The organism is Streptomyces sp. NPDC002209 (assembly GCF_042890265.1).
In the GTDB taxonomy this organism is placed as follows: Bacteria; Actinomycetota; Actinomycetes; order Streptomycetales; family Streptomycetaceae; genus Streptomyces.
This window is the reverse complement of the sequence record NZ_JBIARX010000007.1, coordinates 48,284-71,676: the sequence shown is the minus strand read 5'-3', so window position 1 is coordinate 71,676 and position 23,393 is coordinate 48,284. Positions and strand designations below refer to the sequence as shown.

Annotated in this window: 21 protein-coding genes; 6 read left to right on the top strand and 15 right to left on the bottom strand. The window is 73.2% G+C overall.

The features are described from left to right. Window positions 1-165: 165 nt before the first annotated feature. The 7 genes from pheT to infC all read right to left on the bottom strand — a co-directional run bounded on the left by pheT (window position 166) and on the right by infC (window position 7,736). The gene (pheT, locus tag ACFYXK_RS16210; protein WP_389411708.1) at window positions 166-2,694 is read right to left on the bottom strand and encodes a phenylalanine--tRNA ligase subunit beta; all 2,529 of its coding nucleotides are present in this window, start codon (window positions 2,692-2,694) and stop codon (window positions 166-168) included. Beyond that, complete coding sequence (pheS, locus tag ACFYXK_RS16205; protein WP_383512217.1) at window positions 2,694-3,821, bottom strand: phenylalanine--tRNA ligase subunit alpha; 1,128 nt, start codon at window positions 3,819-3,821, stop codon at window positions 2,694-2,696. Before pheS ends, pheT begins: the two co-directional genes overlap by 1 nt. Window positions 3,822-3,983: 162 nt before the next feature. Then, window positions 3,984-5,186, bottom strand: coding sequence for an ATP-binding protein (locus tag ACFYXK_RS16200; protein ID WP_389411707.1), 1,203 nt, complete (start codon window positions 5,184-5,186; stop codon window positions 3,984-3,986). Window positions 5,187-5,241: 55 nt separating this feature from the next. After that, on the bottom strand, window positions 5,242-6,108 hold the full coding sequence (locus ACFYXK_RS16195) for a TrmH family RNA methyltransferase (protein ID WP_389411706.1): 867 nt from the start codon (window positions 6,106-6,108) through the stop codon (window positions 5,242-5,244). Between the two features lie 126 nt (window positions 6,109-6,234). Next, window positions 6,235-6,627, bottom strand: coding sequence for a 50S ribosomal protein L20 (gene rplT / locus ACFYXK_RS16190; RefSeq protein WP_030860181.1), 393 nt, complete (start codon window positions 6,625-6,627; stop codon window positions 6,235-6,237). 101 nt (window positions 6,628-6,728) lie between these two features. After that, a complete protein-coding gene (gene rpmI / locus ACFYXK_RS16185) occupies window positions 6,729-6,923 on the bottom strand; it encodes a 50S ribosomal protein L35 (protein WP_030157249.1) in 195 nt (64 codons plus the stop codon). Window positions 6,924-7,028: 105 nt separating this feature from the next. Beyond that, window positions 7,029-7,736 (bottom strand): translation initiation factor IF-3, encoded by a 708-nt coding sequence (infC, locus tag ACFYXK_RS16180; protein ID WP_356869668.1) that lies wholly within the window; start codon window positions 7,734-7,736, stop codon window positions 7,029-7,031. A 400-nt stretch (window positions 7,737-8,136) separates the two neighbouring features. Here infC and ACFYXK_RS16175 point away from each other — a divergent pair, with 400 nt between their 5' ends. Further along, a complete protein-coding gene (locus tag ACFYXK_RS16175; RefSeq protein WP_266668679.1) occupies window positions 8,137-8,523 on the top strand; it encodes a DUF1844 domain-containing protein in 387 nt (128 codons plus the stop codon). Window positions 8,524-8,601: 78 nt separating this feature from the next. Here the strand turns inward: ACFYXK_RS16175 and ACFYXK_RS16170 are convergent, their stop codons facing one another. From ACFYXK_RS16170 to ACFYXK_RS16145, 6 genes are all read right to left on the bottom strand, one after another. Then, window positions 8,602-9,342, bottom strand: a complete 741-nt coding sequence (locus tag ACFYXK_RS16170) for an SseB family protein (protein ID WP_389411705.1) — start codon at window positions 9,340-9,342, stop codon at window positions 8,602-8,604. 2 nt (window positions 9,343-9,344) lie between these two features. After that, on the bottom strand, window positions 9,345-10,529 hold the full coding sequence (gene mycP / locus ACFYXK_RS16165; RefSeq protein ID WP_389411704.1) for a type VII secretion-associated serine protease mycosin: 1,185 nt from the start codon (window positions 10,527-10,529) through the stop codon (window positions 9,345-9,347). After that, window positions 10,526-11,302, bottom strand: coding sequence for a hypothetical protein (locus ACFYXK_RS16160; protein WP_389411703.1), 777 nt, complete (start codon window positions 11,300-11,302; stop codon window positions 10,526-10,528). The genes mycP and ACFYXK_RS16160 overlap by 4 nt, the downstream gene beginning before the upstream one ends. A 103-nt stretch (window positions 11,303-11,405) precedes the next feature. Further along, window positions 11,406-12,110, bottom strand: coding sequence for a gamma-glutamyl-gamma-aminobutyrate hydrolase family protein (locus ACFYXK_RS16155; RefSeq protein ID WP_389411702.1), 705 nt, complete (start codon window positions 12,108-12,110; stop codon window positions 11,406-11,408). A 32-nt stretch (window positions 12,111-12,142) separates the two neighbouring features. Next, window positions 12,143-13,612 (bottom strand): ethanolamine permease, encoded by a 1,470-nt coding sequence (eat, locus tag ACFYXK_RS16150; RefSeq protein WP_389411701.1) that lies wholly within the window; start codon window positions 13,610-13,612, stop codon window positions 12,143-12,145. A 128-nt stretch (window positions 13,613-13,740) separates the two neighbouring features. After that, window positions 13,741-14,487 (bottom strand): FadR/GntR family transcriptional regulator, encoded by a 747-nt coding sequence (locus ACFYXK_RS16145; RefSeq protein WP_053785984.1) that lies wholly within the window; start codon window positions 14,485-14,487, stop codon window positions 13,741-13,743. Window positions 14,488-14,564: 77 nt separating this feature from the next. On the opposite strand from ACFYXK_RS16145, the gene ACFYXK_RS16140 reads away from it, so the two are divergent. The 4 genes from ACFYXK_RS16140 (at window position 14,565) to ACFYXK_RS16125 (ending at window position 19,634) form a co-directional block, all read left to right on the top strand. Beyond that, complete coding sequence (locus ACFYXK_RS16140) at window positions 14,565-15,929, top strand: glutamine synthetase family protein (protein WP_383512154.1); 1,365 nt, start codon at window positions 14,565-14,567, stop codon at window positions 15,927-15,929. Window positions 15,930-16,030: 101 nt separating this feature from the next. Further along, a complete protein-coding gene (locus ACFYXK_RS16135) occupies window positions 16,031-17,395 on the top strand; it encodes an aldehyde dehydrogenase family protein (protein ID WP_389411700.1) in 1,365 nt (454 codons plus the stop codon). 7 nt (window positions 17,396-17,402) lie between these two features. Next, entirely contained in the window at window positions 17,403-18,194 is a 792-nt protein-coding gene (locus ACFYXK_RS16130; protein WP_389411699.1) for a 3-oxoacyl-ACP reductase, read from the top strand. 141 nt (window positions 18,195-18,335) lie between these two features. After that, window positions 18,336-19,634 (top strand): haloacid dehalogenase-like hydrolase, encoded by a 1,299-nt coding sequence (locus tag ACFYXK_RS16125; protein ID WP_389411698.1) that lies wholly within the window; start codon window positions 18,336-18,338, stop codon window positions 19,632-19,634. Between the two features lie 41 nt (window positions 19,635-19,675). Here the strand turns inward: ACFYXK_RS16125 and ACFYXK_RS16120 are convergent, their stop codons facing one another. Together ACFYXK_RS16120 and ACFYXK_RS16115 are read right to left on the bottom strand one after the other, a co-directional pair. Further along, window positions 19,676-20,884 carry an amino acid deaminase/aldolase gene (locus ACFYXK_RS16120; RefSeq protein ID WP_389411697.1) on the bottom strand — a complete coding sequence of 403 codons (1,209 nt, stop codon included), beginning with the start codon at window positions 20,882-20,884 and terminating at the stop codon, window positions 19,676-19,678. 243 nt (window positions 20,885-21,127) lie between these two features. After that, window positions 21,128-22,075, bottom strand: coding sequence for a LysR family transcriptional regulator (locus tag ACFYXK_RS16115; RefSeq protein ID WP_389411696.1), 948 nt, complete (start codon window positions 22,073-22,075; stop codon window positions 21,128-21,130). 70 nt (window positions 22,076-22,145) lie between these two features. Between ACFYXK_RS16115 and ACFYXK_RS16110 the strand changes: the two genes are divergently transcribed. Further along, complete coding sequence (locus ACFYXK_RS16110; protein WP_389411695.1) at window positions 22,146-23,267, top strand: TDT family transporter; 1,122 nt, start codon at window positions 22,146-22,148, stop codon at window positions 23,265-23,267. The last annotated feature ends 126 nt before the right edge of the window (window positions 23,268-23,393 follow it).

The window sequence follows — 23,393 nt, the reverse complement described above, 5'->3', positions numbered from 1 at the left end:
TCCCCTCGGCCGCAACGATTGTGTCGACCGCCCACAGCCGTGGACACGGGTCACCGGCGTTCTCACCCGAATGAGTGATCAGGGTCTCCGCGCCCCCCGGCAAAGGCGGAGGGGGCGTACCCGGACCACCGGATACGCCCCCTCGGGCCTCACGCCACGCAGCGGTTACGCCCCGCGCAGCACCGCGCCCGTGCGCTCGGTGGCCAGCGCCACCGCCGCGTCGCGGGCGGCCGTGGACTCCTCGGCCGTCAGCGTGCGGTCGGCCGCGCGGAAGCGCAGCGCGTACGCCAGGGACTTCTTGCCCTCGCCGACCTGCTCACCCGTGAACACGTCGAACAGCCGCAGGGACTCCAGCAGTTCGCCCGCGCCCTTGCGCAGCGCGGCCTCGACCGTGGCGGCCGGGACCGACGCGTCCACGATCAGCGCGACGTCCTGGGTCGCCACCGGGAAGGTGGAGATCCGGGGCGCCTGCACGGCGCCGCCGCCGGCCGCCGCGAGGCGGTCCAGGTTGAGCTCCATGGCACTGGTGCGGGCCGGCAGGCCCATCGCCTTGACGACGCGCGGGTGCAGCTCACCGGCGTGGCCGATGACCGTCTCCACCCCGTCCAGGGTGACGAGCAGTTCGGCGCACCGGCCCGGGTGCCACGGCCCGTACTGGCCCTGGCGCACGACGAGCTCCACGCCGGCCTCGACGGCCAGCGAGCGCGCGGCCTGGACCGCGTCCGCCCAGTCGGCCGGGCGGCCCTTGCCCCACCAGCCGGCCTGCTCGCGCGCACCGGCCAGCACGACCGCGGCGTACCGCGGCTGGGCCGGCAGGGCGGCGTTCAGCGTGGCGATCTCCTCGGCCGTGGGACGCCGGTCGACGGGCAGCCGTACGGCGACACCCGGCTGCGGGCCGGCCCGGAAGACCGAGCCCGTCTCGAAGAGGGCGAGGTCGTGGCTGCCCCGGCTGTCGTTGCGGCGCAGTGCGCCCAGCAGGCCCGGCAGCAGCGTGGTGCGCAGCGCCGGCTCCTCGTCGGAGATCGGGTTGACCAGCTTGACGACCTGGCGGGCCGCGTCGTGCGCGGGCAGCTGGAGCTGGTCGAAGACGCCCTCGCCGACGAACGGGTAGCTGAGCGCCTCGACGTAGCCCGCGCCGGCCAGGGCGCGGCCGACCCGGCGGTGCAGCTGCTGCCGGGCGGTCAGGCCGCGGCCGGAGGGCAGCTGCGGCAGGGTCGACGGGAGGTTCCCGTAGCCCTCGAGCCGGATGACCTCTTCGGCGAGGTCGTTGGGCTCGGCGAGGTCGGGCCGCCACGACGGGACGGTGACGACGAGCTCGTCCTGGCCGTAGACGTCGCAGCCGACCTCCTGGAGGCGGCGGACGACGGTCTCGCGGCCGTAGTCCATGCCCGCGACGCGGTCCGGGTGGTCCGCGCGCATCGCGATGGTGCGCGGGGCCCCCGGGGCGGTGAGCTCGGTGACGCCTGCCTCGGCGGTGCCGCCCGCGAGCAGCACGAGCAGGTCGACGGTCCGCTGCGCGGCCGCGGAGGCCGCCTGCGGGTCGACGCCGCGCTCGAAGCGCTTGGAGGCCTCGGAGGCGAGCTTGTGGCGGCGGGCGCTGCGGGAGATCGTGAGGGCGTCGAAGTGCGCCGCCTCGATGACGACGTCCGTGGTGCCCGAGACGGCGCCCGTCTCGGGGTCGGTCACGGAGTCTGCGATCTCGGTGTTGGCACCGCCCATGACGCCGGCGAGGCCGATCGGCCCGCTGTTGTCGGTGATCACCAGGTCCTCGGCGTCGAGCGTGCGCTTGACCCCGTCGAGGGTGGTGAACTTCTCGCCCTGCTCGGCCCGGCGCACGCCGATGGCGCCGTCCAGGCGGGAGCGGTCGTAGGCGTGCAGCGGCTGGCCGAGCTCGAGCATCACGTAGTTGGTGACGTCGACGGCGAGCGAGATCGGGCGCATGCCGGCCTTCTGCAGGCGCCGCGTCAGCCAGATCGGGGACTTCGCCTCGGGGTCGAGGCCGGTCACCGTACGGGCGGTGAAGCGGTCGCAGCCGGCCGGGTCGTCGATCTTGACCAGGTAGCCGTACGAGTTCGGCGCGGGCACGTCGAGCAGCGCCGGGTCGCGCAGCGGCAGGCCGTACGCGGTGGCGGTCTCACGGGCCACACCGCGCATCGACAGGCAGTAGCCGCGGTCCGGGGTGACGGCGATGTCGAGGACCTCGTCGACGAGCTGGAGCAGCTCGATCGCGTCGGTGCCGACCTCGTGCTCCGGGGGGAGCACGATGATGCCGTGGGTGCCGTCGTCGCCCATGCCCAGCTCGTCGCCGGAGCAGATCATGCCGTGCGAGGTGCGGCCGTACGTCTTGCGCGAGGCGATCGCGAAGTCGCCGGGCAGGACGGCGCCGGGCAGGACCACGACGACCTTGTCGCCGACGGAGAAGTTCCGGGCGCCGCAGACGATCTCCTGCGGCTCGCCGGTGCCGTTGGCCCGGCCGACGTCGACCGTGCAGAAACGGATCGGCTTGCGGAAGCCCTCGAGCTCCTCGATGGTCAGCACCTGGCCGACGACGAGGGGGCCCTTGAGGCCGGCGCCGAGCTGCTCGACCCTCTCGACCTCGAGGCCTGCGTCTACGAGCTTGGCCTGTACGTCACGACCGGTCGTGCCCGCAGGCAGGTCGACGTATTCCCGCAGCCAAGAAAGCGGGACCCGCATCAGATCTCCATCCCGAACGGCCGGGTGAACCGGACGTCACCCTCGACCATGTCTCGCATGTCTTCGACGTTGTGGCGGAACATCAGCATCCGCTCGATGCCGAACCCGAAGGCGAACCCGCTGTACTTCTCGGGGTCCACACCGCAGGCGATGAGTACCTTGGGGTTGACCATTCCGCAGCCGCCGAGCTCGATCCAGCCCTCGCTGGAGCAGGTGCGGCACGGGCGGTCGGGGTTGCCCACCGACTCGCCGCGGCACACGTAGCACTGCATGTCCATCTCGGCGGACGGCTCGGTGAACGGGAAGAAGTTCGGGCGCAGCCGGGTGGTCATGTCCTTGCCGAAGAGCGCCTGGACCATGTGGTCCAGGGTGCCCTTGAGGTCGGCCATGGTCAGGCCCTCGTCGACGGCGAGCAGCTCGACCTGGTGGAAGACCGGGGTGTGCGTCGCGTCGAGCTCGTCGGTGCGGAACACCCGGCCCGGGCACACCACGTACACGGGCGGTTCCCGGTCGAGCAGCGAGCGCGCCTGCACCGGGGAGGTGTGGGTGCGCAGCACGACGCCGGACTCGTCGCCCTCGGTGCCCTCGGGCCCCTGGACGAAGAAGGTGTCCTGCATCTGGCGCGCCGGGTGGTCGGGCGTGAAGTTGAGGGCGTCGAAGTTGAACCACTCCGCCTCGACCTCGGGGCCCTCGGCCACCTCGTAGCCCATGGCCGTGAAGACGTCCGCGATGCGGTCCATCAGCGTGGTCAGGGGGTGCCGGGCGCCGGACGGGACGCGGTCGTACGGCAGCGTGACGTCCACCGCCTCCTCGACCAGCACCCGCTCGTCGCGCTCCGCTTCGAGCTCGACCGTGCGGGCCCCGAAGGCCTTGTTCACGGCGCCGCGGGCCTGGCCCACGCGCTTGCCCGCCTCGGCCTTGGCCTGCGGCGGCAGGGCGCCGATCTCGCGGTTGGCGAGCGCCAGGGGCGAGCGGTCGCCCATGTGCGCGGTCTTCGCCTCACGCAGCGCGTCGAGGTCGCCGGCGGACGCGAAGGCGGCGAGCGCCTCGTCCCGCATGCGCTCGATCTCTTCCGGTTTCAGTGCCTCGACCTCGACAGGGTCGTACGACTTGTTCGGTGCCGACATCTCTTCCCGTACTTCCGATGGCTGGCTGGTGGAGCCCCGCGCGATCTGCTCGACAGTTCGATCGACCGATTCGGACATGGGCCCAAAGGTGCCAAAGGACGAGTCTAAAGGTCGCTGGGGGTGAAGGAGCCCGTGGGCCGCCTGGCGAGACGCTCCGCAGGGTTACTGCGTGAGGTAGGCCGGCGCGCCCACGGGCAGGATAAATCGGAACTCGGCGCCGCCGCCGGGGCCGCGGCCGACCGCGATGGTGCCGCCGTGGGCCTCGACGATGCCCTTGACGATGTACAGGCCCAGGCCGGTGCCGCCGCGCTTGCTCCCCCGCCAGAAGCGGGTGAAGACACGGCCCATCGACTCCTCGGGGATCCCCGGGCCCTCGTCGGTCACGGTGACGGCGGTTCCCTTCTCGGTCTTGCCCGCAGCGTTCGTCATGCTGGTCGGCGATACGTCGATGGTGACCGTTCCCTCGCCGTGCCGCACCGCATTTTCGAGGAGGTTGCCGAGGATCTGGTCGATCTTGTCCGGATCTGCCCACAGATCCGGGAGCGAGCGGCTGACCCGTACGAGGAACCGGTCGGGTGCCTGGCCGTTCGCGGTGAGCGCCTGGACGTGACGGCCGACGGCGGTGGCGATGTCCACCGGCTGGCGCCGGACCTCCAGGCGGCCCGAGTCGATGCGGGAGATGTCGAGGAGCTCGGCGATCAGCCGGGTGACGCGGTTGGCGTCGGCGTCGACGGTCTCCAGCATCAGGCGCTTCTGGTCGTCGGTGAACCGCTCCCACTTGGCGAGCAGCGTCGCGGTGAACCCCTTGACGGAGGTCAGCGGCGAGCGCAGCTCGTGCGCGACGGTGGCGATCAGCTCGGCGTGGCTGCGCTCGGTGCGGCGGCGGGCCTCGGTGCCGCGCAGGGTGACGACGAGGCGGCGCAGCGGGCCGGTGGGGTGGGTGCGTACGTACCGGGCGGAGACCAGCACCTCGCGGCCGCCGGGGAGCAGGAGGTTGCGCTCGGGCTGGCCGCGCCGGGTGGCGAGGCCCCCGTACGGGTCGGTCAGCGTCCACCAGCGGCGGCCGTCGAGGTCCTCGAGCGGCAGCGCCCGGTCGATGCGTGCGCCGAGCGCCTCGTCGGGGGCCAGGGCGGTGATCCGGGCGGCGGCGGAGTTGAAGCAGATCACCCGGCCGGCGTGGTCGGCGACGACGAGCCCGTCGGGCAGGTCGTCGGGGTCGACCCCGAGCTGCGCGAACTCGCAGGGGTCGCCGGGTTCGGGCGCGGCAGGTCCGGCGCGGCCCGCGGCCTGCGGGGGCACGGCCGCCAGGGACGGCGTCCCGGACGCCTTCACGGCCCCGGGCGAGCTGTTCGTACCGACGGTCATGTCCCCGTACCCCACATCTCCGAGTAGCGCAGTGGGCCCCCGGGCCGCCACATTACTAGCTGGGGGTCACGGAGCGGCACCCTCCGGGAGCCCGCTGTGCACGCGCGGATGCGTAGAGGCACACCGCGGCGGCCGTGGCGAGGTTCAGGCTCTCGGCCTTTCCGTGGATCGGGACGCGTACGACGGCGTCCGCGAGCGCCCGGGTCTCCTCGGGCAGGCCCCACGCCTCGTTGCCGAAGACCCAGGCCGAGGGACCGCCCATGGTGCCCGCGTCGAGCTCGGCGTCCAGGTCGTCCTCGCCGGCCCCGTCGGCGGCGAGGATCCGCACGCCGGCCGCCCGGAGCCCCGCGACGGCCTGCTCGACGGGGACGCCGACCGCCACCGGCAGGTGGAAGAGGGAGCCCACGGAGGCCCGGACGGACTTCGGGTTGTACAGGTCCACGGAGGCGTCGGTCAGGACGACCGCGTCCGCTCCGGCGGCGTCCGCGCAGCGCAGCACCGTGCCGGCGTTCCCGGGGTCGCGGACGTGGGCGAGGACGGCGACCAGCTTGGGCTCGGCCTTCAGGACGTCCTCGAACGGCGAGTCGAGGAAGTGGCAGACGCCGACGAGCCCCTGCGGGGTGACGGTCTGCGAGACCTCGGCGAGCACCTCGTCGGAGGCGTAGTGGACGCGTGCGCCGGCGGCCAGCGCGGCGTCGATGATCTCGGCGTAGCGCTCGGCGGCCTCGACGGTCGCGAACAGCTCGATCAGGGTCGACGCGCCGCCCGAGCCCCGGTGCTCGACGGCCTCGCGGACGGCCTGCGGGCCCTCGGCGATGAACCGGCGCTCCTTGGTGCGGAAGTTGCGGCGCGCCAGTCGCCTGGCGGCGGCCACCCGCGGGGATCGGGGGGAGATCAGCTCGGCGGGGGCGGGGGTACCCATGGCGGTCGGCTCGCTTCCGTACGTACTGCGGGTCGAAACAGGTGGATCGGCTACAACGCACCGGACCCGCAGGCACAGGGCCTGCGGGTCCGGGCTGAAGCCTGTGAAGGGCTTGCTGCGCGCTGCTTAGGCGGCGGCAGCGGCCTTCGGGGCGTTCACGTCGGCCGGAAGCGCCTTCTGCGCAACCTCGACGAGCGCGGCGAAAGCGTTGGCGTCGTTGACGGCCAGCTCCGCGAGGATCTTGCGGTCCACCTCGATGTTGGCGGCCTTCAGACCCTGGATGAGGCGGTTGTACGTCATGCCGTTCTGGCGGGCAGCGGCGTTGATGCGCTGGATCCACAGCTGACGGAAGTCGCCCTTGCGCTTCTTGCGGTCGTTGAAGTTGTAGACCAGCGAGTGGGTGACCTGCTCCTTGGCCTTGCGGTACAGGCGCGAACGCTGACCGCGGTAGCCGGAGGCCGCCTCGAGGATCGCCCGGCGCTTCTTGTGGGCGTTTACTGCCCGCTTGACGCGTGCCACTTTTTAACTCCTTGTAGCGGGGCCGTGGGTGTCTTCACACGGCCCGAATTCGATGGGGTCCCGGTCTTGACGTCCGCTCCCGGCAGGGGGAGCGGAGAACGTCACTTGCCGAGAAGCTTCTTGATCTTCGCGGCGTCGCCGGGGGCCATCTCCGCGGTGCCGGTGAGGCGGCGGGTGACACGGGACGACTTGTGCTCGAGCAGGTGGCGCTTACCGGCGCGCTCACGGAGCACCTTGCCGGAGCCGGTGATCTTGAAGCGCTTCTTGGTACCGCTGTGCGTCTTGTTCTTCGGCATAGCGCCGTTATCTCCTCGTCGGTGGCGCTCCCGCCGGTCCGGTTGAAGGACCGGCGCCTGGGAGCGTCATGTTGTGTCGGTGATCCGAGACAGGCTGCCTCGGAATCAGGCCTCGGCCGGTGCCTCGGGAGAGGCATCCTCGGTGGCCTCGGCAGAGGCGACCTCGGTGCCTTCCTCGACGGGGGCTTCCTCGGAAGGAGCCTCGTCGGCGGCGACACCCTGGCGCTCGGCCTTACGGGCGGCCTGCGCCTCGCGGGCTTCGGCCATCGCCTCGGTCTTCTTCTTGTGCGGACCGAGGACCATGATCATGTTGCGGCCGTCCTGCTTCGGGTTCGACTCGATGAACCCGAGGTCCTCGACGTCCGAAGCGAGACGCTGCAGCAGTCGGTAGCCGAGTTCCGGCCGGGACTGCTCGCGACCACGGAACATGATCGTGATCTTGACCTTGTCGCCCTGCTTGAGGAACCGAACGACGTGACCCTTCTTGGTGTCATAGTCGTGCGGGTCGATCTTCGGCCGGAGCTTCATTTCCTTGATGACCGTGTGCGCCTGGTTCTTGCGCGCCTCACGGGCCTTCATGGCCGACTCGTACTTGAACTTGCCGTAGTCCATGAGCTTGCAGACCGGCGGGCGTGCAGACGCCGCGACCTCGACCAGGTCCAGGTCGTACTCCTGCGCGAGCTCAAGCGCCTTCGCAAGCGGGACGATGCCCACCTGTTCGCCGCTGGGACCGACGAGTCGCACCTCAGGGACACGAATCCGATCGTTGATGCGGGGCTCGGTGCTGATGGATCCTCCTCGGTAGCACCACACGGCTGCCTGGCAGACAGCCGCTGACGTCTAATGTCGTCAGACCAACCGCGGCGGAGAATGAAAAATGCCCCGCCGGGCACAGGCAGGGGCTCCAAAACAACCGGAGCACCGCCGCGTGCGATCGCGGGGCGCAGACTCGGGCAGCTTTCCATCGTCCGTACGGAACGATGGATGCCACCTGACCGGTGACCCGCCGCCCCGGAGGGTGGTCGGGTGGGAGAGCGGAGCCTCCACTTGTGGGCCGGGGACATGCGTCTCCGGCCGGTCGTCAGCCCAATATAGCATTCCGCGCCGGGTCCGCTCACCCGGAGGCCGCCCCTCCGGTGTCTCCCGGGTGTCGGCACGGTGTCCGCACGGGGCCCGGTCGGCAGGCCGCTCGTCCCGGCTTATCGTGTGAGGCATGACTGACGCGACCCCCGCCCCCGCCACCGAGGCCGGCAGCACGCCGGACGCTCCCGACTACGACGCCATGACCCGCGACATCGCGGACGTGCCCGCCGTCGAGGTGATCACCACGGTGGCCGTGCACCTGCTGAGCGCCGCGGCGGTCAACCTGGGCCTGGACAAGCCGGACTCCGAGCACAAGGACCTCGACGAGGCCCGCAAGCTGATCACGGCCCTGGCCGGCCTGGTCACGGCGAGCGCCACCGAGATCAGCTCCTTCCACGCGGCTCCGCTGCGCGACGGCCTGAAGTCGCTGCAGCTCGCCTTCCGCGAGGCCTCGATCGTGCCGGACGAGCCGGGCCAGGGCCCGGGCGAGAAGTTCACGGGCCCGGTCTTCGGCTGAGCCGCCCCAGCGTACGGGGAAGGGCCGGGGCGATGCCCCGGCCCTTCGCGCGTCCGGACCCTTTCCGCCTTTGGCCGCTCAGCGGGTGAAGAGCGGCTCGCCGGGCGGGACCGGGGCCTCCTGCGGGAGCAGGGCCAGGTCCAGCCCGCGCACCAGGCGGGCCCGCAGGGTCTCGTCGGCGGCCAGGGCCTCGGCGACCCGGCGGGCCGCGGCGTGCGCCTGCGCACCGGGGGCCAGGACGATCGCCAGGGTGCCGTCGCTGTCGGCCCCGCCCGGGCCCAGGTGGGCGCGGAGCACGGCCTGCTCGGCGGACACGGCGGCCCGTACGGCCTCCCGCACCGCGGGGTCGGCCAGCGGGCCGGCGTCGGTGCGGCCCTCGGCCAGCGCGAGCAGCGCAGGGCCGGTGAGCTGGTAGGTGACGGGGCCGGCCAAGTCCAGGACCACGGTGTCGGCCTTCTCGTGCGCGGCGGCCGCCAGCGCCTGGTGCAGCGGGACGGCCACCGGCCGGGCCGCCGGGTCCCACAGCGCCAGCGCGGCGATCGAGGTGAACGCGGGCAGCGCCCGCCGGTCCCCCGCCCGCAGGGTCGGGACGGCCATGTCGCTGGTCTTCTCCCGCTTGAGCCCGGTCTCCGGGTCGGTCTCCACCTCGCCGAGTACGGCGACGACCGGGACCAGCAGGCGGGCGCCCTTGAGGGCGGCCAGCACCTCCGGCTCCTTCGCCCGGTCCTCGGACCAGGCGGCCAGGGCCGCGCTCAGCCGGGGGTCGGCGGAGCCGTCGTCGTCGGAGAAGCCGGGGTCGGGAATGTTTTTGTTCGCCACAGTTACCCGACCCTATCCCGATCCCTCCGCGGGCCCCGCGGGCGCCGGGCCAGCACGGCGGCCAGGACGAGCAGCGCCAGCCCGGCGGCCGCGGCCGCCGGGGCGCCGAGGCGGGCGCCGCGCCCGGCCGCACGGACCGGCTCGGGGCCCGGGCCGAAGTACGTCCGCCCGGCCGCGACGGGCGCGGGGAGCGGCGGCTCGGCGCGCACCGTGTCGGCGACCTGGAGGGCGGCGGCGGGATCCACCAGTCCGTGGCCGCGGGAGTCGTCCCGGCCGCCGGGCGGGGCGTCGGAGGCGGTGTCCTCCAGGAGCTTCTTGACCTGGGCCGGGGACAGGTCCGGGTGCGCGGCCTTGACGAGGGCCGCGACGCCGGAGACGAAGGCCGCGGCGGCGCTGGTGCCCCAGCCTTCGTAGTAGGCGCGGTCGGGGTCTGCGATGACGACGTCGACGCCGGGCGCGCTGACGGTGGCGTACCAGTTGCGGGTGGAGAAGGCGGCCTTCTTCCCGTCGCGGTCGACCGCGGTGACGGCGATGACCCCGGGGTAGGCGGCCGGGTAGGAGGCGTGGTCGCCCTGGCGGCCGCCGTTGCCCGCCGAGGCGACGACGACCACGCCCTTGGCGAGGGCGTACTGGACGGCCTCGTCCTCGGCGGCCTCGTGGTGCGCGGAGTCGCTGTCGTCGCCGAGGGAGAGGTTGATCACGTTCGCGCCGTGGTCGGCGGCCCAGCGGATGCCCTCGGCGAGGGCGCCGCCCTTGTTCTCGCGGGCCTTGGCCCGGCCGGGGTCGCCCTCTTCGAGGATCACGCGGATCGGGAGGATCTTGGCCTGCGGGGCGATGCCGAGGACGCCCTGGCGGCGGTTGGCGCCGTGACCGTGCCCGGCGATGATCCCGGCCATGGCGGTGCCGTGCCGGGCCCAGGCGCGGTCGCCGCGGCCGGCGCCCATGCCGATCAGGTCGGTGCCGTCGAGGACCTGGCCGGCCAGGTCGGGATGGGTGGCGTCGACCCCGGTGTCGAGGACGGCGACGGTGACCCCGTTGCCCCGGGTGGTGCCCCAGGCCTCCTCGGCGCGCAGGGCCGTGAGGCCCCACTGGCGGTCGCGGATGGCGTCGGCGGCTGCCGGGGGCGCGGCGGCGGCGACGAGGAGGGCGCCGAGTACGAGGGCGGAGCCGGCCCGGGACCGGTTCACCGGGCGGTTCCGGCGGGGGCGGGCGGCGCGGCGAGGGTGCGTACGGCCCGTTCCATCCGGTCGGCGACGGCCTTGGCCGCGTGGCCGAGGCCGGCCTGGGCGACGGCTCCCGTGGCGTCCTTGCGCATCGTGTCCGCGGCGGGGCGGGGGGCGTCGAGCGTGCGGCCGTCGGTGAAGGCGGAGACGGTGTAGACGACGACGGGGGCCTCGGACGGCACGGACGCGGTCCATGCGGCGCGCTGGCTGTCGGCGAAGCCGTAGCCGGGCGGGGCGGGCAGCCGTCCCCGCAGGGCCGCCATCGCCGGGGCGTCGGCGGGGGTGAAGACCATGCCGACGGTGACGAGGGAACTGCGGGTGGCGTCGGTGTAGGTGGCGCGGAGCACCCGGGTGCAGCCGGTGGCGGCGAGGGCCTCCTGCCAGTCGGGGGCGAGCGCGGGCCCGCAGTCGGCGTCGGGGGCGAGCGCGACCCGGGTCCACGTGCGGTCGGCCCCGCCGGGGCCGCTCTCCGCCCCGTCCAGGACGGGCGGGAACAGGGTGTCCACGGGGGTCGCACGCCAGAGCGAGCCGGCCTTGCGGTAGGCGGCGTCGGGGGCCAGGGGGCTGTGGGCGGCGCGCTGTTCGACCCAGCCGCTGATGCCGGCCCCGCCGACCAGTCCCACTCCCACCAGGGCGCACAGCGCGGCGGCGATGCCCCGCGCGGACCCTCGGCGGCCCGGTCCGGATTCGGCCGCGGGCTCGACCAGGACCGCGGTCTGCGGTGTAGACGCACTCATCCGGCGGCTCCGCCCCCCGTTCCGTACGGCTGCCTCCCCGTACTCTACGCGGCCCCGTCCCCCCACCCGCGGGCCCGTGCCCGCGGGTGGGGGGTGGCGTCTTCTAGGCCAGGACCGCCGGGGTGAGGGCGGCGGCTTCGATCAGGGCGGACATCACGCGGGTGTCCTTGTCCCGTTCCGGGTGCCATTGGACGCCCAGGACCCAGTGCGCGGGGTCGGGGAGTTCGATGGCCTCCACCGTGCCGTCGACCGCGTGCGCCGAGGCGATCAGGCCGCGGCCCAGGCGGTCGACGGCCTGGTGGTGGTAGGTCGGGACCTCCGCCTCCTCCGGCACCAGCGCCGCGTACCGCGTGTCCGGGACCGGCCGGACCGGGTGCCAGGACATGACGCCCGGAGCCACCGCATGGCCGTCGATGTGCTGGACCAGCGTGCCGCCCAGGGCCACGTTCAGCGCCTGCATGCCCCGGCAGATGCCCAGTACCGGCATGCCCGCCGCCAAGGCCGCCTCGATCAGGGCGAGTTCCCACTCGTCCCGCTGCGTCGCGGCGGCCCCCGTACGCGGGTCGCGTTCCGCCCCGTAGCGGACCGGGTCCACGTCGGGGCCGCCCGCGACGACCAGGCCGTCCAGCCGGCTCAGCACCTCTGCCGCCGATCCGGGTTCGTCCGGCGGGAGCAGCACGGCCGCGCCGCCCGCCGCCTGGACGAGTTCGTAGTACCCGGTGGGCACGAGGGACGTCGGGACGTCCCACACCCCGTAGCGGGTGGATTCCTCCACGTAGGTCGTGATGCCGATGAGCGGCCTGGCCACTGTTGCTACCTCCAGGGGACGATGAACGACGGTCAGTCTCGGGTGAGTTCGGCCTCGGCCTCCGCCAGCGCCGCGAACTCCTCCTCCGGCGCGGAGGCCACCAGGTGGTGCCGACTGTAGAGCGCGAAGTAGGCGAGGGCGACGGCGTACACACCCAGTGCGATGAACGCCGCGTCCTTGTCCACCAGGAAGGTGGCGACGAGCGCCGACAGGGCGAGGACGAAGGCCACCGAGGAGGTCGCGATGCCGCCCGGCGTGCGGTACGGGCGCTCCAGGCCCGGCTCCCGCCTGCGGAGCACGATGTGGGAGAGGGCCATCAGCGCGTACGAGATGGTCGCGCCGAACACCGCGATGTTGAGCATGCGCGGGCCGTTCCCGGTGGCCGCGGCGAGCGCGAAGCCGATCGCGCCGGGGATGAGCAGGCCGAGGTACGGGGCCTTGCGCTTCGAGGTCAGGGACAGGAAGCGCGGCAGGTAGCCGGCGCGGGAGAGGGCGAACAGCTGGCGCGAGCCGGCGTAGATGAGGGAGAAGAACGACGCGACGAGCCCGGCCAGGCCCGCGTAGTTGACGAAGGTCTTCAGCCAGGACAGGCCCGGGTTGCCTTCGAGGGCGACGACCAGCGGGTTCCCGGCGTCCTTGATGGCGTCGGCGCCGCGCGCACCGGTCGAGGCGAGGAAGGTGACCAGTGCGAGCAGGACGAGTATGCCCATGGAGATCGACAGGGCCCGCGGCATGGAGCGCACCGGGTCCTTGGCCTCCTCGGCGGCCAGGGGTACGCCCTCGACGCCGAGGAAGAACCACATGCCGAAGGGGAACGCGGCCCAGATGCCGAGGACGCCGAGCGGCAGCCAGGAACTGGAGCCGGCGGCGGTGGTGTCCACGGCGATGTCGTCGAGGTTCGAGGGGTCGAACCCGGTGAAGGCGCCCAGTGCGAAGACGATCAGCGCGATCACGGCGATCGCGGTGACGACGAGGGAGAAGCGCAGCGCCTCGCCGACGCCCCACAGGTGGATGCCGATGAAGATCGCGAAGCAGGCGAGGTAGACGGGCCAGCCCGAGGTGAGGCCGAAGAGGTCGAGGGATTCGACGTAGTCGCCGATGAAGATGGCGATGGCGGCCGGGGCCAGGATGTACTCGATGAGGATCGCGGTGCCGGTGAGGAAGCCGCCCCAGGTGCCGAGCGCCCGGCGGGCGAAGCCGTAGCCGCCGCCGGCCGTCGGCAGGATCGCGGACAGTTCCGCGAGGGAGAAGACGAGGCAGGCGTACATCGCGCCCATCAGGGCGGTGGCGATGGCGAGCCCGCCGAAGCCGCCCTGGGCGAGGCCGACGTTCCAGCCGGAGAAGTCGCCGGAGACGACGTACGCGACGCCGAGGCCGGTCAGCAGCAGCCAGCCGGCGCTGCCGCGGCGGAGCGTGCGGCGTTCCAGATAGCCGTCGCCGCCGTCGGGGGACGTGGTGGGTTCGGGTACGGCTGCGAGCCGTGCCTCGGTGTCGTCGGCCATGTGCGCTCCTGCCTAGGGCAATGGTTGTGGGGCGTACCTTTGCCGTAGCGGAGTGGAGAGCGCAAGACCCCTGCGTTAAACAAGGGTTACGAAAGCCTCACGGGCCACCCCCGCACCGGCCCCGCCGGCTAGGCGAGGAAGCCCCGCAGCAGCGCCGCCGTTCCGCAGCAGTGCTCGCGCATCACCTCGCGCGCCGCGTCGGCGTTCCGCTCGAGCACCGCCTCGACGAGCGCGGAGTGCTGCTGCTGCGAGTGCTCCAGGTTGCGCACCAGCAGCGGGATGCAGTCCAGCAGGTCGTTCACGGTGGCCCGGACGGCGGCGTACTGGGCCGTGAGGGTGGCGGATCCGGCGAGCTCGCACAGGGTGAGGTGGAAGAGGGTGTCCTGGCGGCGGTAGTCGGGCAGCGGTGCGTCATGGGTGGCGGTCAGCGCGCCGAGCAGCCGCTCCGCCCCCTCCTCGGTCAGCCCCTGGGAGGCGCACAGCCCGGCCGCGCCCACCTCCAGGACCTCGCGGAACCGCAGGACGTCCTCGATGTCCACGCCCACCACGCGCCGGCGCAGCTCGTCCTCGGTGCCGCCGACGGGGGTGTCGGGGCGGGGGAGCACGAACGTTCCGCCGTACCGGCCGCGCCGGGCCTCGACCAGACCCTGGTCCTGCAGCACCTTCAGCACCTCGCGCAGGGTGACCCGGCTGATCCCCATCCGCTCCGCCAGCTCCCGCTCGGGCGGAAGCCGCTCCCCGCCCGGCACCAGCCCCAGCCGGACCACCTGGAGGATCTGCTCCAGCGCCTCCTCGAAACCGTTGCCCGCCCGCACCTGTCGCAGCACCGGATTCAGCCGCGCGATCGCGCCGCCTTCGCTCGCCGTGTCGGTCATCTCGGCTCCTCCCCTTCCCAAGCAATGGTTCTATTCAATACCTTAGGCCTCCTCGGCTCACCGAAGGAGAGATTCCAGTGGTAGACCGCAAGCCGCCGCTCGCGCCCGAGGAGCTCCGCGCTCTCGTGGCCGCCGGCGAGATCGACACCGTGGTCCTGGCCTTCCCCGACATGCAGGGGCGGCTCCAGGGCAAGCGGTTCGCCGCACAGTTCTTCCTCGACGAGGTCCTCGCGCACGGCACGGAGGGCTGCAACTACCTCCTCGCCGTCGACACGGACATGAACACCGTCGACGGATACGAGATGTCCTCCTGGGACCGGGGCTACGGCGACTTCGCCATGCACCCCGACCTCGCGACCCTGCGCCGGATCCCCTGGAACCCGGGCAGCGCCTTCCTCCTCGCCGACCTCGCCTGGAACGACGGCTCGCCCGTGGTCGCCGCGCCCCGGCAGATCCTGCGCCGCCAGCTCGAGCGCCTCGCCGAGCACGGGTACACGGCCATGGTCGGCACCGAGCTGGAGTTCATGGTCTTCCAGGACACCTACGAGCAGGCCTGGAACGCCAATTACCGCGGCCTGACCCCCGCCAACCAGTACAACATCGACTACTCCGTCCTCGGGACCGGCCGCATCGAGCCCCTGCTGCGCCGGATCCGCAACGAGATGCAGGCCGCGGGCCTGACCGTCGAGTCCGCGAAGGGCGAGTGCAACCTCGGCCAGCACGAGATCGCCTTCCGCTACGACGAGGCGCTGACCACCTGCGACCAGCACGCCGTCTACAAGACCGGGGCGAAGGAGATCGCCTCCCAGGAAGGCGTCTCGCTCACCTTCATGGCCAAGTTCGACGAGCGCGAGGGCAACTCCTGCCATATCCACCTCTCGCTGGGCGATGCCGACGGGCACAACGCGATGGCCGGTGACGGCCCGGGCGGAATGTCACCGGTGATGCGGCACTTCCTGGCCGGACAGCTGGCCGCGCTGCGCGACTTCTCCCTTCTCTACGCCCCGAACATCAATTCCTACAAGCGTTTCCGGCCGGGATCCTTCGCACCGACCGCCGTCGCCTGGGGCGTGGACAACCGGACCTGTGCGCTCCGGGTCGTCGGCCACGGCCGCTCCATGCGCTTCGAGAACCGCCTGCCCGGCGGGGACGTCAACCCGTACCTCGCCGTCGCCGGCCTGGTCGCGGCCGGGCTCTACGGCGTCGAGAACCGCCTCGAGCTGCCGGAGGCCTGCGCGGGCAACGCCTACACCGCGGACTTCGCTCACGTTCCCACCACCCTGCGCGAGGCCGCGGAGCTCTGGGAGAACAGCGAGATCGCCAAGGCCGCCTTCGGCCCCGAGGTGGTCGCCCACTACCGCAACATGGCGCGCGTCGAACTGGACGCGTACGACTCCGCGGTCACCGACTGGGAGCTGCGCCGCTCCTTCGAGCGCCTGTAGCCACCCGCACGCACGCCACTGCGCGCCCCGCATGCCACCGCGCGCCCGCATGCCACCGCGCGCCACGCACGCCACCGAACCGAGAGTCTGTGAGGCACCACGTGTCCGATGCGCTGGAAGTCTTGAATCCGGCCACCGAGGAAGTCGTCGCCATCGTCCCGGCCGCCACACGGGACGATGTCGACACCGCCGTCGCGCGGGCCGCCGCGGCCCAGCGCGGCTGGGCGGCGGCCGCCCCCGCCGACCGGGCCCGGCTGCTGCGCCGCTTCGCCGCGGTCGTCGACGGGCACATCGAGGAACTGGCCCAGCTGGAGGTCCGCGAGGCCGGGCACACCATCGGCAACGCCCGCTGGGAAGCCGGCAACGTCCGTGACCTGCTCGAATTCGCCGCCGGCGGAGTGGAGCGGCTCTCCGGCCGCCAGATCCCCGTCGCCGGCGGCATCGACGTCACCTTCCTCGAACCCCTCGGCGTCATCGGCGTGATCGCCCCGTGGAACTTCCCCATGCCGATCGCCGCCTGGGGCCTGGCCCCGGCCCTGGCCGCGGGCAACGCCGTCCTCCTCAAGCCCGCCGAGACCACCCCGCTCACCGCGCTGCGCCTCGCCGAACTCGCCCTCGAGGCCGGGATCCCCGAACACCTCTTCCAGGTGCTCCCCGGCCGCGGAACGGTCGCCGGAGACGCGCTCGTCGAGCACCCGGGTGTGGCGAAGATCGTCTTCACGGGATCCACCCCGGTCGGCAAGCAGATCATGGCCAAGTGCGCCGACCGGGTGAAGCGGGTCACCCTCGAACTCGGCGGCAAGAGCCCCAACATCGTCTTCGCCGACGCGGACCTGGAGGCGGCCGCCGCCGCGGCGCCGATGGCCTTCCTCGACAACACCGGCCAGGACTGCTGCGCCCGCACCCGCATCCTCGTCCAGCGCTCCGCCTACGACCGGTTCCTGGAGCTGCTCGCCCCCGGCATCGAGGGCGTTCGCGTCGGCGACCCAGCCGACGAGAAGACCCAGATGGGGCCGCTGATCTCCCGCGTGCAGCTGGACCGCGTACGGTCGTACGTCACCGACGACCTCACCGCGATCCGCGGCACGGCCCCCGGGGGCCCCGGCTTCTGGTACCCGCCGACCCTCGTCACGGACGTCGCCCCCACCGCGCCCGTCGCGGCCGAGGAGGTCTTCGGCCCGGTCGCCGTCGTCCTCCCCTTCGAGGACGAGGAGGACGCCGTACGGCTGGCCAACGCGACCGAGTACGGCCTCTCCGGCTCCCTCTGGACCCGTGACGTCGGCCGCGCGCTGCGCGTCTCGCGCGCCGTCGCCGCCGGCAACCTGTCCGTCAACTCCCACAGCAGCGTCCGCTACTGGACCCCCTTCGGCGGCTACAAGCAGTCCGGACTCGGCCGCGAGCTCGGACCCGACGCCCTCACCGCATTCACCGAGACCAAGAACGTCTTCATCAGCACGGAGGCCTGAGCCCATCATGACCACTTCTGACACCGAGATCGTCTGCCGCCGCCTGGTCGGCCGTACCGCCGTCATCACCGGAGCCGGCAGCGGCATCGGCCTCGCCACCGCCCGCCGGCTGGCCTCCGAAGGCGCGAACGTGGTCTGCGCCGACATCGACGAGACGGCCGGCAAGGCCGCCGCCGAGGAGGTGGACGGCCTGTTCGTGAAGGTCGACGTCACCAGCCCCGAGGAGGTCGAGGCCCTCTTCAAGACCGCCTTCGACACCTACGGCTCCGTCGACATCGCCTTCAACAACGCGGGCATCTCGCCCCCGGACGACGACTCGATCCTCACCACCGGCCTCGAGGCCTGGAAGCGCGTCCAGGACGTCAACCTCACCTCCGTGTACCTGTGCTGCAAGGCCGCCCTGCCCTACATGCAGCGCCAGGGCCGCGGCTCGATCATCAACACCGCGTCCTTCGTGGCCATCATGGGCGCCGCGACCTCGCAGATCTCGTACACCGCCTCCAAGGGCGGCGTGCTCGCCATGTCCCGCGAGCTCGGCGTGCAGTTCGCCCGCGAGGGCATCCGCGTGAACGCCCTGTGCCCGGGGCCGGTCAACACCCCGCTGCTGCAGGAGCTGTTCGCCAAGGACCCGGCGCGGGCGGCCCGCCGCCTGGTGCACATCCCGCTGGGCCGGTTCGCGGAGCCCACCGAGATCGCGGCCGCCGTCGCCTTCCTCGCCAGCGACGACTCCTCGTTCATCAACGCCACCGACTTCCTGGTCGACGGCGGCATCTCCGGGGCGTACGTCACCCCCCTGTAGAGCGCTCCGCGGACGGGCCCTGCGGGCCCCGAGCGTTCACCCGTGCTCCATCCCCCCGACAGCCGGGCGTCGCACGACGCCCGGCTGTCGTGTTCTACCGTCCGAGATGATCTTCGTTGGAAGTAGGGAGTGTTCACCTCAGTGACCCCACGTAGCACCGCACGGCGGCTCCAGGCCGTCGGCGCAGCCGTCGCGATCGCCGCCGGCACCCTCGTCGCCGCCGCGCCCGCCGCCCAGGCGGCCCGCCCCGGCGCCCCCTGCACCACCCCGCAGCTCGCGGCCGGCTGGTACGGGGACAACCAGGCCCGGCTCCAGCAGCTGATCGACCGGTACGGGAAGTGCAACCCGTACCGGCCCAGCCGCAACAAGCCCGTCGCCGTCTTCGACTGGGACAACACCGTCGTCAAGAACGACGTCGGCGACGCCACCATGTACTGGCTGCTGCGCAGCGGCAAGATCCGCCAGCCGTCCGCCGGGGACTGGACCGCCACCAGCCGCTACCTCACCCCGGCCGCCGCCCAGGCCCTCGCCGGCGCCTGCGGCGCCCTCGCCCGCCCCGGCGCCCCGCTGCCCACCGGCGCCCCCGAGGGTGCGGGCTGCGCCGACGAGATCGCCGCCGTCTACGGCACCGCCGCGACCCGCTCCGGCGCCGCCGCCTTCGCCGGCTGGGACCACCGCACCATCGAGCCCGCCTACGCCTGGCTGCCGCAGCTGATGCAGGGCTGGACCGCACGCGAGGTCCGCGGTTTCGCGGCCGCCGCGCAGGCCGAGAACCTGGCCGCGCCGGTCGGCGCCAAACAGCAGGTCGGCACCGGTACCGCCACCGGCTGGGTCCGCTACTACGACCAGCAGAAGGACCTCATAGCCGGCCTGCAGAAGGCCGGCTTCGACGTCTGGATCAGCTCGGCCTCGCCGCAGCCGGTCGTCGAGGTGTGGGCCGAGGGCGTCGGGGTCGACGCGGACCACGTCATCGGCATCCGCAACACGACCGCGTCCGGCGGGAAGTTCACCGCGCACCTGCAGGGCTGCGGCTCGGTGAAGGACGGCGCCGACACGATGATCACGTACATCGACGGCAAGCGGTGCTGGATCAACAAGGAGGTCTTCGGCGTCCGCGGCGCGGCCGCCGAGAAGGTCCAGCCGGCGGCCCGGCGCCAGGTGTTCGCCGCGGGCGACTCCGACACCGACATCTCGTTCCTGCGGGACGCGACGGCGCTGCGGCTGGTCGTGAACCGGAACAAGAACGAGCTGATGTGCCGTGCGTACGACAACAGCGACGGCAAGTGGATCGTGAACCCGATGTTCATCGAGCCGAAGAAGCAGAAGGGCACGCCGTACCCGTGCTCGACCACGGGCTACGTCGACCGCGACGGCACGGCGGGCCCCGTGCGCCGGGGTGACACCAGCGTCATCCCCGACCAGACGGACAGCGTGTACTAGGCGTACCGGCCGTACCGGCCGTACTGCCCGTACCGGCTCTCCTAGAGGAAGGTGCGGCCCTCGCCCCGATAGGTCGGGACGGTGGCCGTCACCCGGTCGCCCTCGACCAGGTGCAACGCGTCGAACCGCTCGCACAGTTCCCCGGCCTTCGCGTGCCGGAACCAGACCCGGTCGCCGATCAGCAGATCGTCGGCCGGGCTGCCGAGCAGCGGGGTCTGCACCTCGCCGGCCCCCTCCTGGGGGTCGTAGCGCAGGCCCTGCGGCAGGTACGGCTCCGGGAGCCGGTCCGCACCGGCCGCGCCGGAGGCGGGGTAGCCGCCGCCGAGCACGGTGACCACCCCGACGCCGGGCCGGCGGACCACCGGCTGGGCGAAGAGCGCGGCGGGGCGGCCGCGGAAGGACGTGTAGTTGTCGAACAGCCGCGGTACGTAGAGCCCCGAGCCGGCGGCGATCTCCGTGACGGCGTCCTCGGCGGCGGTCTGCTGGACGCTGCCGGTGCCGCCGCCGTTGACGAACTCCAGGTCCGGGACGACCGCGCGGACGGCCCGTACGGCTTCGGCGCGGCGGGCCGCGAGCTCCTTGCGGGCGGTGGCCTGCATGAGCCGGATGGCGCGGGAGCGCAGCGGGCGCCCCGCCAGGGAGTCGCCGACGCCGGCGACGTGGCCCTCGTAGCCCATGATCCCGACGACGCGGAAGCCGGGCCGGGCGCGGACCGTACGGGCGAGGTCCGCGAGCGCGGCGGGATCGCGCAGCGGCGAACGCCGGGCGCCGACGCGGACCCGGCCGCCGAACAGGTGGAGCGCGGTGTCGAGTTCGAGGCAGACGCGGATCTCGTGCGTGCCTGCGCCGTCCCGGGAGCCGTCGATCAGCTCCAGCTGGGCGGGGTCGTCGATCATGACGGTGACGGCCCCGGCCAGCTTGGGGTCTCCCGCGAGTTCGGCGAACCCGGCGCGGTCGGCGGAGGGGTAGGCGAGCAGCACGTCCTCGAACCCCGACCGGGCCAGCCAGATCGACTCGGCGAGGGTGTACGACATGATCCCGGCGAACCCGGGCCGGGCGAGGACCCGTTCGAGGAGCGCACGGCAGCGCACGGACTTGCTGGCGACGCGGATCGGCTTGCCGCCGGCCCGGCGGGCGAGGTCGTCCGCGTTGGCGTCGAACGCGGCGAGATCGACGATGGCCAGGGGCGCGTCGAGATGCGCGGTGGCCCGGTCGTAGCGGGCCCTGTCTCCACCGGCGGGAAGATTCATGGCGGCAGCCTGCCAGATGCTTCTACCGGTGGGTAGGGGTCTGCGGCCGAGGCCCCCGGCGCGCTTGCGTACCCCGGCCCCCGCCGCACCCTCCGGCCCGACCCGGCCCCGTCGGCGTTCGAGGCGCGGGGGTCCGGGGGCAGCGCCCCCGGCGACGGCGGCGCACACGCTCTTGGGCCGCTGCACGGGGCATGTCCCCACCCGCCCTTCCACCGTTCCCCGGGCCCCGCCCGGACCCGCGCCTCAAACGCCGGCGGAGCCGAAGGGCACGGGGGTGGCGCGGGTCAGGGACAGCAGGTCGCGGGCCGGCCCCGCCGGCCTGGCGCCCACGGGCCAGACCGCCCGCAGCGCCCGCCCCAGCGCCGCCCCCGACACCGGGACCTCGACCAGCCGCCGCGCCGCCAGTTCCTCCCCCAGCGCCAGCTCCGACAGCACGCACGGCCCCGCCCCGCTCACCGCCGCCGCCTTCACCGCCGTCGTCGACGCCAGCTCGAGCAGCGGCGCCGCCAGCCCCCCGCTCCCGGCCAGTGCGGCGTCCAGTACCTGCCGGGTCCCCGACCCCCACTCCCGCAGGATCAGCGGCGTCGCCGCCAGCTCCGCCGCCTCGACCCCCCGCGTCCGCCGCGCCCACGCGTGCCCCGGGGCCACCGCCACCACCAGCCGGTCCTGCGCGATCACCGCCGAGTCCAGCCCCTCCGGCACCGACAGCCCCTCCACGAAGCCCAGGTCGGCCTCGTGCGCGAGCACCCGTTCGGCGACCACCGCCGAGTTCCCCGCGTGCAGCGACACCGCGGTCCCCGGCCGCTGCCCGCGCAGCGCGATCAGCCATCCCGGCAGCAGGTACTCCGCGATGGTCATGCTGGCGGCCACCCGCAGCCGCGAGTCGCGCCGCCCGCGCAGCGCCTGCGCCCCGGCGTCGAACGCCTCCGCAGCCTCCACCACCCGCCGCGCCCAGTCCGTGACGAGCGCCCCCTCCGCCGTCAGGGTCGACCCCCGCGGCGAACGGTCCACCAGCGCCACGCCCAGCCGGGTCTCCATCGCCCGGATCCGGCTGCTCGCGGCGGGCTGCGTGATGCCCATGTGCTTGGCCGCGCCGCTCAGGCTGCCGACCCGCGCCACCGCGAGCAGCAGCTCCAGCGCTCCCAGGTCCGGTACCCGGTGCGCCAGCGGAACCCACTCCTCGTTACCCATAAAGTCAGTTTATGACCTCATAGGGAGATGACCTCTGCCGTCCGCCGGACCCGGCGACGACTCTGGGTCCATGGCCACCACCCTCGTGCGACCCCACGAACACACTTCCCGGACCCCCCAGGCCCACAAGGCCTTCCCGGCTCTGCGTCACCTCGGCCCCAACTGGTACGCGTCCGTCATGGGCACGGCGATCGTCGCCAACGCCGGCGCGACCCTCCCCTACCAGGTGCCCGGCCAGCGCGTGGCCTGCCAGATCGTCTGGGCGCTGTCCGCCGCGGCCCTCGCCCTCCTGCTCACCGCCCGCGCCGGCCACTGGCTCCACCACCGCGACCAGGCCCGCGCCCATCTCCTCGACCCCGCCGTGGCCCCGTTCTACGGGTGCCTCGCGATGGCCCTGCTGGCCGTCGGCGGCGGCACCCTCATCGTCGGCAAGGACCTGATCGGCGTGAGCGCCGCGGTCGCCGTCGACACCGTGCTGTTCACCGCCGGCACCGCGATCGGCCTGGTCATGGCGGTGGTGGTGCCGTACCTGATGGTGGTCCGCCACAAGGTCGAGGCCGCGCAGGCCACTCCCGTGTGGCTGCTGCCCCTGGTCGCCCCCATGGTCTCCGCCGCCCTGGGCCCCCTGCTGATACCCCACCTGCCCGCCGGCCAGCCCCGCGAGGCGCTCCTGCTGGCCTGCTACGCCATGTTCGGCATCAGCCTGCTCGCCACGCTGCTGATGCTTCCCCTGGTGTTCGGCCGGCTGATCACCAGCGGCCCCCTGCCCCTGCTGCTGACCCCCACCCTGTTCCTGGTCCTCGGCCCCCTCGGCCAGTCCACCACCGCGGTCAACCAGCTCGCCGACATGGCTCCCCGGGCGATCTCCGCCCCCTACGCCGGAGCGCTCGGCGCCTTCGCCGTCGTCTACGGCGTGCCCGTGATGGGGTTCGCCCTGCTGTGGCTGGCCCTCGCCGCCGCGATGCTGGTCCGGGCGGCCCGTAACAGCATGGGCTTCGCGATGACCTGGTGGGCGCTGACGTTCCCCGTCGGCACCTGCGTCACCGGCGCCGCCGGGCTGGCCCGCCACACCGGGCTGACCGCGTTCGCCTGGCTCGCGGCCGCCCTGTTCCTGGCCCTGCTGACCGCCTGGCTGCTGGCCGCCGGCCACACCCTGCGCGGCCTCTTCCGGGGGACCCTGCTGCCCCGCTAGGGGGTGTCGTCAAAGTAGCGTCGTCCGCCCGTGAGGGCGGGGTCGGCGGGGTCTGGTGCGTGTGATCGCAAGGCGGAGGAGGGAGGCGACGCTCGCGTCGCCGACCGACGACAACGCGGCGAGCGC

What these genes read in the sequence shown, in the direction of transcription:
- ACFYXK_RS16120 (WP_389411697.1), bottom strand. Translation starts at nt 20,884, where the DNA reads ATGAATCTTCCCGCCGGTGGAGACAGGGCCCGCTACGACCGGGCCACC.
- eat (WP_389411701.1), bottom strand. Translation starts at nt 13,612, where the DNA reads ATGGCCGACGACACCGAGGCACGGCTCGCAGCCGTACCCGAACCCACC.
- pheS (WP_383512217.1), bottom strand. Translation starts at nt 3,821, where the DNA reads ATGTCGGCACCGAACAAGTCGTACGACCCTGTCGAGGTCGAGGCACTG.
- ACFYXK_RS16115 (WP_389411696.1), bottom strand. Translation starts at nt 22,075, where the DNA reads ATGGGTAACGAGGAGTGGGTTCCGCTGGCGCACCGGGTACCGGACCTG.
- ACFYXK_RS16200 (WP_389411707.1), bottom strand. Translation starts at nt 5,186, where the DNA reads ATGACCGTCGGTACGAACAGCTCGCCCGGGGCCGTGAAGGCGTCCGGG.
- pheT (WP_389411708.1), bottom strand. Translation starts at nt 2,694, where the DNA reads ATGCGGGTCCCGCTTTCTTGGCTGCGGGAATACGTCGACCTGCCTGCG.
- rpmI (WP_030157249.1), bottom strand. Translation starts at nt 6,923, where the DNA reads ATGCCGAAGAACAAGACGCACAGCGGTACCAAGAAGCGCTTCAAGATC.
- ACFYXK_RS16110 (WP_389411695.1), top strand. Translation starts at nt 22,146, where the DNA reads ATGGCCACCACCCTCGTGCGACCCCACGAACACACTTCCCGGACCCCC.
- ACFYXK_RS16130 (WP_389411699.1), top strand. Translation starts at nt 17,403, where the DNA reads ATGACCACTTCTGACACCGAGATCGTCTGCCGCCGCCTGGTCGGCCGT.
- ACFYXK_RS16160 (WP_389411703.1), bottom strand. Translation starts at nt 11,302, where the DNA reads ATGAGTGCGTCTACACCGCAGACCGCGGTCCTGGTCGAGCCCGCGGCC.
- ACFYXK_RS16145 (WP_053785984.1), bottom strand. Translation starts at nt 14,487, where the DNA reads ATGACCGACACGGCGAGCGAAGGCGGCGCGATCGCGCGGCTGAATCCG.
- ACFYXK_RS16195 (WP_389411706.1), bottom strand. Translation starts at nt 6,108, where the DNA reads ATGGGTACCCCCGCCCCCGCCGAGCTGATCTCCCCCCGATCCCCGCGG.
- ACFYXK_RS16175 (WP_266668679.1), top strand. Translation starts at nt 8,137, where the DNA reads ATGACTGACGCGACCCCCGCCCCCGCCACCGAGGCCGGCAGCACGCCG.